The organism is Bacillus sp. AFS029637 (assembly GCF_002584985.1).
Lineage (GTDB): Bacteria > Bacillota > Bacilli > Bacillales > Bacillaceae_G > Bacillus_A.
Genome location: NZ_NUPZ01000023.1, coordinates 85,281 through 102,547, shown reverse-complemented (window position 1 = coordinate 102,547; position 17,267 = coordinate 85,281). Strand labels below are relative to the sequence as shown.

19 protein-coding genes are annotated in these 17,267 nt (G+C 36.2%); all 19 read right to left on the bottom strand.

What is annotated here, in order from left to right; all coding sequences use genetic code 11:
* Positions 1-193: 193 nt before the first annotated feature.
* On the bottom strand, positions 194-1,321 hold the full coding sequence (rpoD, locus tag COE49_RS11615) for an RNA polymerase sigma factor RpoD (RefSeq protein ID WP_000764060.1): 1,128 nt from the start codon (positions 1,319-1,321) through the stop codon (positions 194-196).
* Between the two features lie 59 nt (positions 1,322-1,380).
* Positions 1,381-3,177 carry a DNA primase gene (gene dnaG / locus COE49_RS11610; protein ID WP_098252979.1) on the bottom strand — a complete coding sequence of 599 codons (1,797 nt, stop codon included), beginning with the start codon at positions 3,175-3,177 and terminating at the stop codon, positions 1,381-1,383.
* Positions 3,178-3,394: 217 nt separating this feature from the next.
* Positions 3,395-3,628 (bottom strand): DUF188 domain-containing protein, encoded by a 234-nt coding sequence (locus COE49_RS28025; protein ID WP_240522860.1) that lies wholly within the window; start codon positions 3,626-3,628, stop codon positions 3,395-3,397.
* Between the two features lie 414 nt (positions 3,629-4,042).
* Complete coding sequence (locus tag COE49_RS11595) at positions 4,043-4,855, bottom strand: pyruvate, water dikinase regulatory protein (RefSeq protein WP_088230890.1); 813 nt, start codon at positions 4,853-4,855, stop codon at positions 4,043-4,045.
* 29 nt (positions 4,856-4,884) lie between these two features.
* Positions 4,885-5,517: a transcriptional regulator CcpN gene (gene ccpN / locus COE49_RS11590; RefSeq protein WP_088231084.1), complete on the bottom strand. Its 633-nt coding sequence runs from the start codon at positions 5,515-5,517 to the stop codon at positions 4,885-4,887.
* A 107-nt stretch (positions 5,518-5,624) separates the two neighbouring features.
* Positions 5,625-6,371: a DNA repair protein RecO gene (recO, locus tag COE49_RS11585; protein WP_088230889.1), complete on the bottom strand. Its 747-nt coding sequence runs from the start codon at positions 6,369-6,371 to the stop codon at positions 5,625-5,627.
* Positions 6,372-6,404: 33 nt separating this feature from the next.
* On the bottom strand, positions 6,405-6,548 hold the full coding sequence (locus COE49_RS11580) for a YqzL family protein (RefSeq protein ID WP_000883924.1): 144 nt from the start codon (positions 6,546-6,548) through the stop codon (positions 6,405-6,407).
* Positions 6,549-6,724: 176 nt separating this feature from the next.
* Entirely contained in the window at positions 6,725-7,630 is a 906-nt protein-coding gene (gene era / locus COE49_RS11575) for a GTPase Era (protein ID WP_088230888.1), read from the bottom strand.
* Complete coding sequence (locus COE49_RS11570; RefSeq protein ID WP_088230887.1) at positions 7,623-8,021, bottom strand: cytidine deaminase; 399 nt, start codon at positions 8,019-8,021, stop codon at positions 7,623-7,625. Before COE49_RS11570 ends, era begins: the two co-directional genes overlap by 8 nt.
* Positions 8,022-8,120: 99 nt before the next feature.
* Positions 8,121-8,474, bottom strand: a complete 354-nt coding sequence (locus COE49_RS11565) for a diacylglycerol kinase family protein (protein WP_088230886.1) — start codon at positions 8,472-8,474, stop codon at positions 8,121-8,123.
* The gene (gene ybeY / locus COE49_RS11560) at positions 8,471-8,941 is read right to left on the bottom strand and encodes an rRNA maturation RNase YbeY (RefSeq protein ID WP_088230885.1); all 471 of its coding nucleotides are present in this window, start codon (positions 8,939-8,941) and stop codon (positions 8,471-8,473) included. The genes COE49_RS11565 and ybeY overlap by 4 nt, the downstream gene beginning before the upstream one ends.
* Entirely contained in the window at positions 8,938-11,082 is a 2,145-nt protein-coding gene (locus tag COE49_RS11555; protein ID WP_088230884.1) for an HD family phosphohydrolase, read from the bottom strand. Before COE49_RS11555 ends, ybeY begins: the two co-directional genes overlap by 4 nt.
* A 185-nt stretch (positions 11,083-11,267) precedes the next feature.
* Complete coding sequence (locus COE49_RS11550) at positions 11,268-12,227, bottom strand: PhoH family protein (protein WP_071712976.1); 960 nt, start codon at positions 12,225-12,227, stop codon at positions 11,268-11,270.
* 3 nt (positions 12,228-12,230) lie between these two features.
* Positions 12,231-13,430 (bottom strand): sporulation protein YqfD, encoded by a 1,200-nt coding sequence (gene yqfD, locus COE49_RS11545; protein WP_088230883.1) that lies wholly within the window; start codon positions 13,428-13,430, stop codon positions 12,231-12,233.
* Between the two features lie 174 nt (positions 13,431-13,604).
* Positions 13,605-13,898, bottom strand: coding sequence for a sporulation protein YqfC (yqfC, locus tag COE49_RS11540; protein WP_000732263.1), 294 nt, complete (start codon positions 13,896-13,898; stop codon positions 13,605-13,607).
* Positions 13,899-14,006: 108 nt separating this feature from the next.
* The gene (locus COE49_RS11535; protein ID WP_000054584.1) at positions 14,007-14,450 is read right to left on the bottom strand and encodes a GatB/YqeY domain-containing protein; all 444 of its coding nucleotides are present in this window, start codon (positions 14,448-14,450) and stop codon (positions 14,007-14,009) included.
* 15 nt (positions 14,451-14,465) lie between these two features.
* Entirely contained in the window at positions 14,466-14,639 is a 174-nt protein-coding gene (rpsU, locus tag COE49_RS11530; RefSeq protein WP_000048061.1) for a 30S ribosomal protein S21, read from the bottom strand.
* A gap of 399 nt (positions 14,640-15,038) precedes the next feature.
* Positions 15,039-16,391 carry a tRNA (N(6)-L-threonylcarbamoyladenosine(37)-C(2))-methylthiotransferase MtaB gene (gene mtaB / locus COE49_RS11525; protein WP_098252978.1) on the bottom strand — a complete coding sequence of 451 codons (1,353 nt, stop codon included), beginning with the start codon at positions 16,389-16,391 and terminating at the stop codon, positions 15,039-15,041.
* Between the two features lie 6 nt (positions 16,392-16,397).
* Complete coding sequence (locus tag COE49_RS11520) at positions 16,398-17,147, bottom strand: 16S rRNA (uracil(1498)-N(3))-methyltransferase (RefSeq protein WP_001190159.1); 750 nt, start codon at positions 17,145-17,147, stop codon at positions 16,398-16,400.
* Positions 17,148-17,267 lie beyond the last annotated feature (120 nt).

Sequence of the window (17,267 nt, the reverse complement as noted above, 5' to 3'; positions counted from 1 at the left end):
TTTTCTACATATATTTTTGTATAGAATAAACAAAATTAATCGAAAAATCGAAAAATGAGCATTTGCAAATCAAAAGACAATTCTGTAAAATAAATTACAAGAAATTGTAATCGTTGCCGATAGCTAGACTTTATCAAAAATTAACAAAATAAAAAAGTTTACTTCACAAAAGTGAAGTAAACTTAAAAAGAACCTATTCTAAGAAATCTTTAAGACGTTTACTACGGCTTGGATGTCTTAATTTACGAAGTGCTTTTGCTTCGATTTGACGGATACGTTCTCTCGTTACGCCGAATACTTTCCCAACTTCTTCAAGCGTACGAGTTCGTCCATCATCTAAACCAAAGCGAAGACGTAGAACATTTTCTTCACGATCTGTTAGTGTATCTAACACATCTTCTAATTGTTCTTTTAGCAATTCATACGCTGCATGGTCCGCAGGCGATGTTGCTTCTTGGTCTTCAATAAAGTCACCTAAATGGGAGTCGTCTTCTTCACCAATTGGTGTTTCAAGAGAAACTGGCTCCTGTGCAATTTTTAAGATTTCACGTACTTTTTCTGGTGCAAGATCCATTTCTTCACCAATCTCTTCTGGAGATGGTTCGCGTCCTAAATCTTGTAATAATTGACGTTGTACACGAATTAACTTATTAATCGTTTCAACCATGTGAACTGGAATACGAATTGTTCGCGCTTGGTCTGCAATGGCACGTGTAATCGCTTGGCGAATCCACCAAGTTGCATACGTACTAAATTTGAAACCTTTACGATAATCGAACTTTTCAACTGCTTTAATTAGACCCATGTTCCCTTCTTGAATTAAGTCTAAGAAAAGCATACCACGGCCCACGTAGCGCTTTGCAATACTTACTACAAGACGTAAGTTTGCTTCTGCAAGACGACGTTTCGCTTCTTCATCGCCTTCTTCAATACGCGTTGCAAGTCGAATTTCTTCTTCTGCAGATAGTAAGTCTACGCGACCAATTTCTTTTAAGTACATACGAACAGGATCGTTGATTTTAACCCCAGGTGGTACACTTAAATCATTTAGGTCGAATTCTTCTTCCGATTTTGCTATTTGGCGATTATTAGGGCCTTCGTCGTTGTCATTGTCGCCAACTAAGTCAATCCCTTGTTCACCTAAATATTCATAGTATTCATCCATTTGATCGGATTCAATTTCAAATCCATTCATGCGTTCTGCAATCTCTTCATATGTAAGAACGCCACGTTTTTTTCCGAGCTCAGTGAGTTGTTCTTTCACTTGCTCAAGGGTCATTTCAGTTTCAATTTGTTTAGAACGAGCTGGTTTGTCAGCCATCTGTTCCCCTCCTTACGCGAGATACAAACATTCATTATACTAAAACTTTATCAAAAAAGCTATTTTCTCGCTTTTTGATTTTGTAAATATGCCACATAGTATTTAGCAGCCTCTACAGGATCTGTTTTTTCCATTTGTTTTACTTTAAAGATGATTTCCATCTTTTCAAGTTTTTCCCGATGACGGCTGAGCGTCTCCAAATGGCCTTGTAACACTTCTTCTGTGTATTCTGGATTAATAAATTCATCCGTCGAAATATCAGTAATAATATTTTTCAACTTTTCATCAGAGAGCCAACTTAAAAATGTTCCGACTGAAGGTTCATTTCCCTTTTCATAATATGCGTATAGTTCATATAAAATCCCTTTATGTTCTTCTGTATGAAAATCTTCTATATGAGGTTCCATACGAACGGCTACTTCTGCACTTTGCAACATATGATAAATAATTTCTCTTTCTGCCCTTTCAAAACCTGTTAACTTCGGTTTTGTTTGAACAATTTGAGACGGCTTAGAAACCTGCTTTACTTGTTTTTGCTGTACCTTTTGTTCTTTGCGATATTGGTGCAATTGATTCAAAAGCGTTTCCATTGAATACGAAAATTCTTGCGATAATGACTTCAAATAGGATTCCGCCTGCATCGCATCCTGTAACAACGATAATTCTTTTAAAACACTTTTCACATATTCTTCTTTGCCAGACTCATCTTGCAAATTTTTCCCTAAACGCAAATAATTTATTTTAAAACCAACAAAACTTATACTTGATTTCACAAGATTTTCAAAAGCAGTAGTCCCATATTGTTGCACATATTCATCAGGATCAAGCTTATCTGGCAAAGATGTAACTTTCACTTGGCAACCAACTTGCAATAATAATTGCCCTGCTTTCATCGTTGCTTCTCGTCCTGCTTTATCACCATCATAGCAAAGAACAACAGTTTCAACGTTACGTCGCAGAAGTTTTGCTTGTTCTTCAGTTAAAGCTGTTCCCATTGTCGCAACAGCTTCTTCCACACCACTTTTTACCGCAGCTAGTACGTCAGCATACCCTTCAAAAAGAACTACTTGCCCACGTTTTCTAATAAACGGCCTTGCTTGGTGGAAGTTATACAACAATTTACTTTTGTGAAAAATCGGTGTTTCAGGGCTATTTAAATATTTCGGAGTATCATCTCCTAACGCCCTTCCACTAAACGCTATCACTTTTCCTTGTAACGTATAGATCGGGAACATAACTCTTCCACGGAAGCGATCGTAATGACTCCCATCCTTCTCACTTCTTATGAGAAGACCCGCTTGTTCCATACTAGATAGCGATAAACCTCTTTTTTGTAAAATTTTCGTTGCTGCATCCCAAGCAGGTGACGCATAACCAATTTCAAACTTCTCAATCATCTCTTTCGTAATACCACGTTTTAACAAATACGAAAGTGCTTCATTTCCTTCTTCTGTATTTACTAATAAATGATGATAATACTTTTTCAAAAGTTCATGAGCCTGTTGCATGATGACAGTGTCATCAGATATGTCTTCTTGTTGTCCTTGCCCTGATGTATATTCTGCAACCGCAATTCCATTTCTTTCACCAAGCTTTTGAACAGCTTCAGTAAAAGCCAGTCCTTCCATTTTCATTAGAAAGGAAAATACATTTCCACCTTCTCCACATCCGAAGCAATGAAAGATTTGTTTATCGGATGAAACAGAGAATGAAGGAGAATTCTCACCATGAAATGGACAAAGGCCGAAATAGTTACGCCCCTGCTTTCTAAGTTGAACGTATTCACCAATCACTTCAACAATATCGGATGATGTCCGAATCTGTTCAACAACTTCTTCGGGAATTCTGTTCCCCATAACTCCATCTCCGTGTCGTATTTTGTATTCGATATAAATTAAAAAATTCCTTTATAATTCGACAATATTTTTTCTAATTTTGTTAGAAAGTGTTGTCGATTATGTTTCGCAAACGATTTTGGACCTTTCACATCAGTCCCTTATCTGCGTAACCGCGCAGATACATACTTACTATATAAAATTGTATTCATTTGCTCATCTGTTACAAATGTGTCTCTTAGAGACAATACATATACACCTTTTTTACAAGAAGACAAGCAAGCCACATATCCTGTGTGATCACGAGATCTGTTGCTTTTACATGTTGATCGATATAAAAATCAACTTTATCTTGTTCAGAATCCACATAGATCCAATCACCTTGCTGTTTTCCTGAGTGATGAGCATACGATGTGACAAACAAAATCTCGACATAAAATTTCGTTCCAACTCGCACAATTTCAGCCTTCACGGGACATGCATCTGCACCAACTACTATCTTAATTGATGTTTTGCATATTTCTGTATTCTACATCCCTTCTGTGAATCCTTCCATAATGTGCGTTTTCTTGTATAGATTTTGTCGATTTAACGTAATTACATGTTTTTTTGTAAATCCTATCCCTAGTTTATTCTGAAAAATTAAAGTCTAAACGTAAAATATAGGTTTTTATCACAATTTTTTATTATAATATATTTTCTTCAACTACGCTACATATCCCTTTATTTTTTCATCTTACATTTCAGGATAACGAAACCCTACTTTTAACATAATAAAAAAAGCAGAAGAATATAAGTATAACCACTCTGTCATAATCTATTACGAAGATAACAAGTATCACATTTCTCACGAGCGAAAAAAGCACATTCACCTTTGGTAAATGTGCTAAAACATTTTTTGGTTCTGCACTGCATTCACAATAATATTTGCTGTTTCTTCAATTGCTTTATTCGATACATCAATTACTTGACAATTTATTTTGCTAACTACATTTTCAAAGTGATCAATTTCTTCTTTAATACGATTAATATTTGCATATGTTGCCCCATCACTTAATCCAAGTGACTTTAATCGCTCTTTTCGAATATGATTCAACTTATCAGGCGTAATTTTTAAACCGAAACATTTTTCTTTTGCCACTTGATATAATTCCTCAGGTGGATCCACTTCCGGCACAAGTGGTACATTGGCAACTTTCAAACGCTTGTTATGCGCTAAATATTGTGAAAGTGGTGTTTTCGAAGTACGCGAAATTCCAATCAATACGATATCAGCTTTTAAAATACCACGCGCATCTCTACCATCATCGTACTTCACAGCAAATTCAATCGCTTCAATCTTTTTAAAGTATTCTTCATCTAATCTACGAACAACACCTGGCTCATATCTTGGTACTTGCCCTGTAATGTTTTCAATTTGATCGATTAGAGGTCCGATAATATCGTACGCCTCTACACCTTCTTTTGCAGCCTCTTTTACTAAATACTGACGCATTTCAGGCTTCACTAGCGTAAAACAAATAAGTGCTTGATTGCTCTTGGCAATTGAAATCACTTCTTTTAATGTCCCTGTATCTTCTACATACGGTACACGTCTAATATCAGGAGCAAATGGGAATTGCCCCATTGCTGCTCGAACAACTAAATCCGCCGTTTCTCCCACAGAGTCAGATACGACATATACGATTTTATTATCCATTACATTACCTCACTTTAAACAAATTACACTTATTCGTTATTTACTAAGTTTACAAACGCACGTGTAATATTTGTTTTTGTAATTCGTCCAATTACTTCTAGTCCTTGCTTCGTATCTTTTACAACTGGCATCGCATCAATCTGTCTTTCTATTAATTCCATCGCAATATCATATAAAGAATCCTCCCTATGACACATCGCAATGTTTGGCATCCTTGTCATGATAATATTAACCGGAAGAGAGGTTAAATCCTGCTTTCCTAAGCTAGCTCTTAATAAATCTTTACGAGATACAACACCAACTAATAGAGTCGATTGATCTACAACGAATAATGTACCCACGTCCTCTAAAAACATTGTACAAATTGCATCGTATACAGAAACATTTTTATCAATTACAACCGGTCTAGATTGGTAATCTTGTACTTTAATTTTCTTAACAGCTTCAGATAATAGCTGCCCCCCTGTTTTCCCCGTATAAAAATAACCTACGCGTGGACGCGCTTCTAGATAACCAGCCATCGTTAAAATTGCTAAGTCTGGTCTTAGCGTTGCACGTGTTAAACCCAATTGCGCTGCAATTGATTCCCCTGTAATAGGGCCGTGATCTTTTACAATCTGAATGATATGTTCTTGCCGTTTATTCAGCTCTATGATAATCACCACCTTTAATGCACAACGAAAAAAGTTATACTATCTCTTAAATATTATATACTAAATACACTATTCGAAAAAGAAAGTATGTAAAAAAGACCGTATAAGGCCCAAAATTATATTTGAAACTTATCAAGTTGTTCTAAAAAACGTCTTGATTTCAAATAAATCCCGCAATATTCATCATAATATGTATTCAATACTAAACGCATTTGTTTTTTTGTGCTATCCTTCACTGATACATTGCCAAGTCGATGTAAATCGAAGTGGAAGAAAAGACGTAATAATTTATGAACGGCTTCTCCTACCGGTATACGATACGGATCTTGCTCCGCATGACGCGAGCACAGAAAACCGCCTTCCCTGACAGAGAAGGCGACAAAATCTGTTTCTTGATGACAAATTGCACATGTATCAAAGTACGGGCGCATCCCTAATACCGGAAGCATTTTCGTTTGATAAATTAATGATAATACTTCTGGGTCAACACCCTCACACATATAATGCAACGTTTGATATAACATTTCAAATAAATATGGATTATGTTTTCTATCTTCTGTTGCTTTATCAGTTAACTCAACAATAAATGATGCATAAGCAGTTAAAAATATATCCTCGCGAATTTCTTTCATAGTTGAAATAATCTCGCCTTGTTGTAAAGTTCCAAGTCCAGATCCCATTTGAATAAGAAAATGCCCATGCGTCATAAGTTGCGAAACAGATGCTAACCGGCTTTTCGGTTTTTTTGCTCCTCTTGCCATTGCACTTACCTTACCAAATTCTCTTGAGAATATTGTAACAATCTTGTTCGTTTCTCCGTAATCTGTCGTACGGATAACGATGCCCTCAACTTTTTGAAACATGTTCGTCACCATCCAAGGTTTGAACAAAACGGGTCAAGAAATTGGAGAGTCTAGATGCGCTAGTTCCTCTTCATGTTGATCCATCTCATCGTTTACGTCTTTTTCCATCTCTTTCAAAAGCAAGTACGTTTCAATGCTTCCTGTTTTGGAGAAAAACTTCCAGGTAAAATCTAGCATAAGAATCCACCTTTCTCAATAAGCGTAGCCTATAAACCAATTTCCTTTGTTGTTATTAAATTGACCCATTTTGTCCATTTTCATGTGAGAAAAATTTTTCCTAATTTATCAAAGTTCATAAAAACCAATAATCAGCGGATGAACAACCCATCCACTGATTACAGCTTTACTCTATTTTAATACTCGTCTTCACGGAAACCAAGGTCACGAAGATGAGACATCTTATTACGCCAATCTTTTTGCACTTTTACCCATACTTCTAAAAATACTTTAGAACCAAGTAGTGCTTCAATATCAAAACGAGCTCGTTTCCCGACTTCTTTTAACATCTTACCTTGTTTTCCAATAATAATCCCTTTTTGTGATGGACGTTCAACAATGATTGTTGCATTTACATAGACTGCCCCGCCCTCACGCTTTTGAATCGCATCAATAACAACAGCTACAGAATGCGGCACTTCTTCACGTGTTAAATGAAGTACTTTTTCACGAATCAGCTCCGCAATGATAAATCTCTCTGGATGATCTGTCACTTGATTATCTGGATAGTATTGTGGTCCTTCTGGTAAATACTTTTTAATTGCTCCAATTAACGATTCCACATTATTACCGTCTAATGCCGAAATTGGTACAATCTCTGCAAATTCATGTAGTTTACGGTATTGATCAATTAACTCTAGTAATTGCTCCGGATGAACTTGGTCAATTTTATTAATTACTAAAAATACCGGTTGCTTCGTTTCTTGTAATTTCTCAATAATAAATTCCTCACCACGCCCAAATCCTTCAGCTGCATTGACCATAAACAGGACAATATCAACTTCTTTCAATGTCGTTTGAGCCATCTTCACCATGAAGTCGCCTAGTTTATGTTTAGGTTTATGTATTCCTGGTGTATCAATGAAAATTACTTGTGAATCATTTTCTGTATATACACCTTGAATTTTATTACGAGTCGTTTGTGGCTTGTCACTCATAATAGCAATTTTCTGGCCGATAATACGGTTTAAAAATGTAGATTTCCCAACATTCGGTCTGCCAATAATAGAGACAAAACCTGATTTATAACCTTTTCTATTCATGTAAATCCTCCGCTAAAAATGCTCCTGGTAACAATTCTCCAACTGTCGTCTCTTGAACGTCACCATGTAAATTTGATAGGTATACTTTCGTATCCTGTTTACATAATTCTATCATAACTTGTCGACATGCTCCACAAGGAGGTACTGGACGCTTTGTATCTGCTACAATTGCAATAGCTACAAACTCTTTATCTCCTTCAGAAACCGCCTTAAATAAAGCTGTTCTTTCTGCACAGTTACATAAGCCATATGACGCATTCTCAACATTACATCCTCGATATACTTTTCCATCTCGTGTTAATAATGCTGCACCTACTTGAAATTTTGAATATGGTACGTACGCTTGTTTACGCGCTTCGATTGCTTCTTGAATTAATTGTTTACTATTCATATTCCCGCATCCTTCCTGTTCACAGCTGTGAATAGATACATTCTTTCATTAAAGGCCTTTACGGCTCTTCCAAGACTTAAGAAAAGCTTTGGAATGCAACTATACCATATACGGTAAAAAGATAATAGCACCAATTACAACGGCTATTATTGCAAATAATAAAACCGCTCCAGCTGCAACATCCTTGGCAATTTTTGCAAACGGATGAATATCGGCAGTCGCTAAATCCACTGTTTTTTCCACAGCTGTATTTACCATTTCTAGACTCATTACACTTCCTATTACAATAAGTAATACTATCCACTCTATTTTCGTAATATGGAAATAAAAGCCGCAGCATATAACAATGACTGCGGCTAAATAATGAATTTTCATATTTCGTTCCTGACGAAGACAAAAGAATATACCAGCTATAGCATATCCAAAACTATCTATAAGTTTTCCTTTTTTCATCGTCCTAATCCAAATGCTTCTAAAATTTCTTTTTGTCTTCCAAACATTTCTTTTTCATCCTCTTCTGTCATGTGGTCATAACCAAGCAAATGTAAAAAGCCATGTAACGCTAAAAAGCCAAGTTCACGATCGAAAGAATGTCCATACTCTTCAGCTTGTTCTTTCGCTCTCGGAATAGAAATAATAAGATCTCCTAACATGCGCGGCATTTCTGCACCTACAATTTCCATTTCCCCTTCGCCCATTTCTTCCATAGCAAAGGAAATTACATCAGTAGGCTGATCCTTATCTCGGTAATCACGATTAATCTCACGAATGCGCTCGTTATCTACAAATGTCACTGATAACTCCGCACCATCCTCTATTTCTTCCATTTGAGCTGCTTTTTCTAATATCTCACGAATTAAACCCACATATTCCTCTTGCACTTCTTCTGTTTCATCAATGAAATCGATTAATAAACTCATTCTTTCTCCTTCTCTTCCGGTGGTTCCGGATATGTAATACGCGAATGGAAAATACCATTTAACGTTTCACATAACGTTTTTCCAACGATTTGTAGTTCCTTAAATGTCAAATCACATTCACTAAATTGTCCATCTTGCAGGCGATCTTTAATAATACTTTGCACTAAATTATTAATTTGATCTGGCGTAGGGTGATTCATAGAACGGACCGCAGCCTCTACGCTATCAGCTATACCAACAATTGCCGACTCTTTAGAAGTTGCTTTTGACCCTGGATAACGGAACATCTCTTCTGTATATTTTTCTTTATCTTCTTTCATCGCTTTATAATAAAAATATTTAAGTAACGTTGTACCATGATGTTGTCCCGCAATATCAATAATTTCTTGCGGAATATGGTATTCTTCGAGCATCTTTACCCCGTCCGTTACATGAGCAATGATAATATCTTTACTCGTTACAGGGTCTAATTTATCATGCGGATTTTCAATTCCCATCTGATTTTCAATAAAGAATTGTGGTTGCACTGTTTTTCCTACATCATGATAATATGCCCCTACACGAGCTAATACACCATTTGCTCCAACCGCTTCACAAGCTGATTCAGACAAATTCGCTACCATTACACTATGGTGATATGTCCCTGGCGCTTCTAACAAAATTTTACGCAAAAGCGGATGATTCGGACTTGATAGTTCCATCAGTTTCATACTGGATACAATTCCAAGCCCACCCTCTAAATACGGTAAAATCCCCATAGCAAGAACCGAAGAAATAATCCCTGAAAGGGAAGCCATTAATAGTTGCGTACCAATTTCAAGAGGTGAAAAATTCCCATTACGTAATAATAACAACGCCGCCAATACGACCACATTTAATACAGACACGAGTATACCAGCCTGTAAAATCATCGTACGACGATTTTCCTCTCTCAAGAAAATGCTCACTGATAATGAACTTAATAACACATAAATACCTACACTATAGTTCAGTGTACTTGTTACACCTTCATTAAACATAATACTTCCGCACACAGAAAAAATCATACTTGTTAAAAATACAAACCGATCACCAATCATTAATTTTACAAGTATTGTCCCCATCGCAACTGGGACAACATATGCAATCCCTGCATATTCAAGCTTTTGAAATAAACTAATGATCTTCATTAAAACAATCGTGATAGACAAAATCGTAACATACGCTAAAATATACGGCCTATCTTCTCTTTTTCGCTGTAAAAATACTTCAAACTGTTTATGCATAAAGTATAGTAACACACCGATGAGTACCACTAAACCAACATATGGTTGGAAGCTATTACCTTTCTCTAACAAGCCGACTAATTTCAACTGATTATACATATCACTTGAAATCGTTTCACCTTCTCTAACAAGAACTTGTCCTTGCAGAATATAGACGGGCGGAACTAAGTCTTCCTCCGCTTTTCTCTTCTCTTTTGTTAAAGTCGGATCATAAAAGTAGTTCGCTGAAATCGCATATTTCCCTAACGCCTTAATAGAGTCCTTTAAACCGTTATCGACATTAACACTATTCATCTCACTTACATATCGATCTTTTGCATCCTTCAATTCGTCCATTTTAATATGCCCGCTCATGATACTATTAATAGCTGTAACCGCTGCATCTTTCGCTAATACTAACTGGCTCGGATCCGCATTAATCAAGTTCAGTAAATTCGAATCAGATAATTCTTTCGTTAATTCGACAGGTAATTTCTTTTTCAACTTGTCCACTTTCTCAGCATCAGTTATTTTTTTTTGTTCATCTGGTCCAATAGCTTTTATCTCTTGCACCACTTCATCTACTTTTGCAAAGACATCATTCACAATATCTACTTTATTTTGTTTATACTCACTTTTATATGTATATTGATCTTCAACTTTTGTAGCAGCTTCTTTTTTCTTTTTTTCCGTTGTAACTTTGTCTTCAATTTTTACAGGAGAATGGATTGTCTTTTTCGCAATAGAATATATTTCAACATCTAACTGCTCCGGTTTTACATTATTCATCAGTGCAAAAAACAGTACCGCTCCTAATACAACGTAAGAAATCCAACTTAGTTTTTTCGAATGTTGAAAATTACGAAACCACTTAGAAATTTCTTGAGATCTTGACATGATTTCAATACCTTCTCCTCTCCAGAAATAAAGTGAAACTATTTATAGCTTTCATTTCTTGTAGTCAGCGACGCTTTCGAAATAACACGTCATCTATCGCTTATTTCCTTCTTCTTTCATGATAGTAAAAAATTTACCATTCGCCAACCTTATCATACAAAAAGAAATGATCCTGACAAATAGGATCATTCCATTTTATCATATGCCTCAATAATACGTTGCACCAGTGGATGCCTTACAACGTCCGTTTGTTCTAATGTAATGAATGAAAGACCCGATACACCAGATAAAATGTTAGAAGCAAGAGAAAGTCCTGATTTTACCCCTTTTGGCAAATCTACTTGCGAAGGGTCTCCTGTAATAACCATTTTAGAACTAAAACCTAATCTTGTTAAAAACATTTTTATTTGGGCACCCGTTGTATTTTGCGCTTCATCTAAAATAACAAATGAATCATCGAGCGTACGCCCTCTCATATAAGCAAGAGGTGCGATTTCAATCACTCCACGCTCCATCATACGTTGCGTATATTCTTGTCCAAGAATATCGTGCAGTGCATCATACAATGGACGTAAATACGGATCTACCTTCTCTTTTAAATCCCCTGGTAAAAAACCTAAGCTCTCTCCAGCTTCTACAGCAGGTCTCGTTAAAATAATTTTCTTTACATACCCTTGCTTTAAAGCTCTGACAGCCATTACTACAGCTAAGTATGTTTTACCAGTCCCAGCAGGTCCTATCCCAAATACAATATCATTCTTCTTCATTGCATGAATATATCTTCTTTGCCCCATCGTTTTTACACGAATCGATTTACCTTTTGCAGTTTTAAAAATTTCTTCTTCATATAACTCTTCAAATTGAGCAATTTTCCCTTGTTGCGCGAGCTGGATCGCATACGCGACATCTCTTTCTGTAATTGATACACCTTTACGAATCACAACAAGTAATTGCTGTAAGATTTTTTCTACGAGTGTCACAGTTTCATCTGCTCCAGATACATGAACAGTTTCTCCTCTAGTTACAATCGATACATTCAGTTCTCTTTCAATTACTTTTAAATGAGCATCATTTACTCCAAAAAGAGCGATTGCTTCGTTAGGATTTTCCAGTTGTTGGTTCATTTCTACTAATTGTTCTGCCATTACTCAGTCTCCTTGAATATCGGATTCAGATATTGGTTGTGGCTCAGCAATATTTTCGATTACCGTATAATGCAATGTAACTTTTAGTTGATCCGCCTCAACCTCTTTACTCAAAATCTTATCACTTACAATCATAGCATGTTCATCCAATTTTTTCTTTAGTTCTTTTTCCGCCATCTCTTTTGCTACTTTCATTGCTTGTTTTTCGGTATATTCTCGATTCGCTTCTTCCTCTTCTCTCACTATATCTTTTTCGTATGCAATCGGTAATGTAAAACCAAATAATTTCACATCGTGTTTTACACTTTCCATACGAGAACGTTTATACTTATCATGTTGAAATCCCCATATTTTTATTTTCGCACTTCCAAATTTAAGAAAATATTCATTATACGCATTACCAGTATATACTTGAAATTGTGTCTTCAGCGGGACATTCACATGCGATGTGTACCACGTTTCTCCATATACAATACCTTTCGCTGAAACAATCGTCGGACTCTCCTCATTACCATATATTCCTGATACGAGAAGCTGCCCCTTTTCTACATGATCATTTTTCAGGACGACTGGTTTTCCAACTTCAACAAACGTTTTTGTAACAATCGCTTCTTTTTTTGCCACTAAATTTTGTGCTTGTTGTTCTTTTTCTTTTTTCGGCTCATTTTTTTCAACAATTTTAAAATGGTATGTCGTTCCTCTTATTTCTAACCCCGCCCAAGTAATTGCATTAATATTATCTGTCAAATGACGCTGTACATCTTCTACACTAGGCATTTGAAACTGTAATTTCCCTTTTTTAATACCCATTTTGTCCAATTCTTTCATCAATATATATTCCGTTTCAGGTTTTGCTCCTGTAATTTCAATTTTCCAAACCATATTTGATAATGCAATCATACCAAAGAAGAAAATTAAAAACCCAATTAAGAATCCACTATTTTTAATTAAACGCTTATTCAAAAAAGGAAAACCGTAACGCCCAATAAAATATAATTTGCATTCATTTTTTCGATAAATTGGTTTTATTTTTTTCACATCTCGTAACAACATACAAAAAACTAACGTTTCATCAGCAATTTTCTTAACGTCCCAAACTAATAATTTTCTACGTACACATTCGTTAACGAACCGTTCCGCTCCTCTACCTTCAATTCGTACTTTTACATACCCAAGCCACTTTATAAACCATTTGTTTTTCATCTACTACCTTCACTACCTTTCTAAAAGTAGACACACTACTTTTCACGTTAATTAAAAATAGCTCGTACGAAAATGAAATACAGAGTTTTACCACCCCTAAATAAAGCGATAAACCGAATAGTAAAGTCGACTCACAAGAATAAAGAAGAAAAACTTCACATACGGAAGTTTCCCTCACTCTTCTTTCTTTTCGTTTTCTAAAAACGTCACTTGTTCAATTATCCCTTCAAGCAAAAGTTCTTCCGGAAGGATGGTTTTAATAACAAAGGATTTTCCCTTAATTAATAGCTGACCATGCTTTAACAACAACCTCACTTCTTTATCTGAAAATACTAATAAACCTCGATGATTTTCTATATAGATATGCACTTGCCCAACAAGCGTAATCCGAGGTAGATCCATTAGCACATCCACTGGCAGGTCTATTTGCTTCGTTAACCAATTCTTCATTTGTTCTAATTTTTTCATTTCAAAAGACCTCCTCTCATCCCATATGTATGAAAAAAGAGCTTGCAATATCACGTCCAAACTGAAAAAAAGCATAAAAAAACGTCTCATACGAAATGAGACGTTTTTTTATGCTAATAGCTGTATAACCAGCTTATTCACTAGCGATCCGTCTGTTTTACCTTTTACTTTCGGCATAACAGCAGTCATCACTTTACCCATATCTGCTTTAGATGTAGCACCAACTTCAGAAATAACTTGCTTAATTACATTCGCTAATTCTTCTTCCGTTAATTGCTCCGGCAAATATGCGCTTAAAATCTGAATTTCACTTTGCAGTTTATCAACAAGGTCTTCACGACCAGCTTTTTTAAATTCAAGGAGGGAGTCCTTATACTGTTTTACTTCACGAGCTAAAACTGTTAATTCCTCTTCATCAGTAAGAGTATGTTGCAGTTTAATGCTTTCATTTTGTAAAGCAGCCTTAACCATACGAATAACGGTTAATTTTTCTTTTTGTTTATTCTTCATCGCTTGTTTCATATCATCGTTTAAACGACCGAGAAGACTCATAACTTACACCCTCTCTTAGAATTTACGCTTTCTTGCCGCTTCAGATTTCTTCTTACGTTTTACACTTGGTTTTTCATAAAACTCGCGCTTTCTTGCTTCAGCAAGTGTACCAGTTTTAGAAACCGATCTTTTAAAACGGCGAAGTGCATCCTCCAAAGACTCGTTTTTACGAACGACTGTTTTTGACATTCTCTTTCCCTCCCTCCGAAACATCACACTTACATACTAACTTCAGCATGCAAAAAGAAACACTTCTTCAGCATGTCTTTTACGATTATAATACATTTTATCACTTCAGGTCAACTATTTGACAGAATAAAAGAAGAATAGATGCTCTTCCTTTTTAAAATAGCCGTTATCCTTTTCCCCTGAATACAACCATATTTTTATCATTACATCGTTTTTAATACAGAGCTGCACTAAAAAACTACTCACTTAACACATTATTTTTGTAAAAATTTAACTTCCCAACAAAAAAGAAAGCATGCAAACTGTCTCCATTTGCATGCTTTCTTATCCCACATTAACGGGCAGCCCGATTGGTGAAGGCTAATAATCAGCGGGGGCCCCACTGATTAAAGTTTCACTTTATGCGCTTGCTGATTCTTTTTTCACATCATCTTCAAGAATACGAACAAATTGCGCTTCGTTATATGGGTAACCAGCTTTCGTAATTTTCACTTTCACTAGTTTACCAATTAAGTCTTCGGATCCTTCAAATACAATTTTCAAGTAGTTATCTGTATAACCTACATATAACCCTTCACGGTCGCCATCTTTAAATTGCTCTTCTGGGATGATTTCAAGTACTTCGCCTTCGAACTGTGACGCATACTCTTTCGCTAACTGATTAGATAATTCAATTAAACGATGAACACGATCGTTCTTCACATCTTCAGGAACTTGATCTTCCATACGTGCTGCAGGTGTTCCTGTACGTTTTGAATAAGGGAACACGTGTAATTCAGAGAAGCGATTCTCTTTAATAAAATTGTATGTTTCCATGAATTCTTCTTCTGTTTCACCTGGGAAACCAACGATTACGTCTGATGTAATCGCAAGGCCTGGTAACGCTTCTTTCAAACGATCTAAACGCTCTTGGAAAAATTCCATCGTATATTTACGACGCATACGTTTTAGCACAGTATTAGATCCTGATTGCAACGGAATGTGCAAATGGCGTACAACTACTTCAGATTTATCTAACACTTCAATTACTTCATCTGAAATTTGACTCGCCTCAATAGAAGAAATACGAAGACGTTTTAATCCGTCTACTTCCGCTTCCATATCACGAAGCAATCCAGCTAAGTTATAATCTTTAATGTCTTCACCGTATCCACCTGTATGAATACCTGTTAATACGATTTCTTTATAGCCTGCATCTACTAATTGCTGCGCTTGTTTAATAACTTCTTTTCCATCACGAGAACGCATTAAACCACGCGCCCAAGGAATGATACAGAATGTACAGAAGTTATTGCAACCCTCTTGTATTTTTAAAGACGCACGTGTACGATCCGTGAAATAAGGTACATCAAGTTCTTCGTATACACGTGTTTTCATAATGTTGCGGACAGCATTAATTGGTTGACGCTCTTTGCGGAATTCTTCGATGTAACCTAACATCTTTTCACGATCCTGTGTACCAACTACAATATCTACACCTGGAATCGCCATAATTTCCGCTGGAGATGTTTGTGCATAACATCCCGTTACACAAATAACCGCATCTGGGTTTTGACGAACAGCACGTCTAATAACTTGACGGCTTTTCTTATCTCCCGTATTCGTTACTGTACATGTATTAATAACATATACATCAGCTTTCTTTTCATATTCAGTTCTTTCATATCCACCTTGTTTAAACAATTGCCAAATGGCTTCTGTTTCATAGTGGTTTACTTTACAACCTAACGTATGGAACGCAACAGTTGACATTGATCATCACCCCATCAATTCAAAATGATACGAAGCAGCACTTAGCGCATATAGCGGCGCTGTCTCTGTTCTTAAAATTCTCGGTCCTAAACTACATGGTACAAATTTATGTTCACGAAGCGCTGTAATCTCTTCCTCAGCTAAACCGCCTTCTGGGCCAAATACAATTAATAGTTTTTGGCCTGGTTTCATCGTCGTTAAAGCTTTCGCAAAATTAGATTTCTCTCCTTGTTTTGCTTCCTCTTCGTAAGCAACAAGACAAACATCATACTCACCACTCATTGAAAGCAATTGCTTAAATGATGCCGGAGCATGTACTTCTGGAATCTCACTTCTATGTGATTGTTCCGCAGCTTCTTTCACAATTTTTCTTAAACGCTCAACTTTTTTATCAGCTTTTTTCGCATCCCATTTTACGATAGAGCGAGATGCTTGAAATGGTAAGAATGCAGCCGCCCCAAGCTCAGTTCCTTTTTGGAAAATTAACTCTAGCTTGTCTCCTTTCGGCAGTCCACTTGCAATCGTGACGAACACAGGAAGTTCGCTTGACGCCTCTACCCATTCTACAATAGCCGTATTAATAAATTCACTGGTAATTTCATCAATTGAACATACGGCCGTTTTTCCGTTTACACAGCAATAAATGTGATCACCAGCTGACATACGCATCACTCTTGCAATATGATGTACGTCATCACCTACAATGCGAATACTTGTCTCATTTACATATTTCTCTTCTACAAAATAACGTTGCATATAATCACCTTAGTAGAGTTTCGTTCCTTTCGTAAGTCAACACTTACGAAAAGAACGAAACGTTATCATTTTTCATATAACAAACGGCAAGTCCCTCACCTTATAGTGAGAGACTCCCCT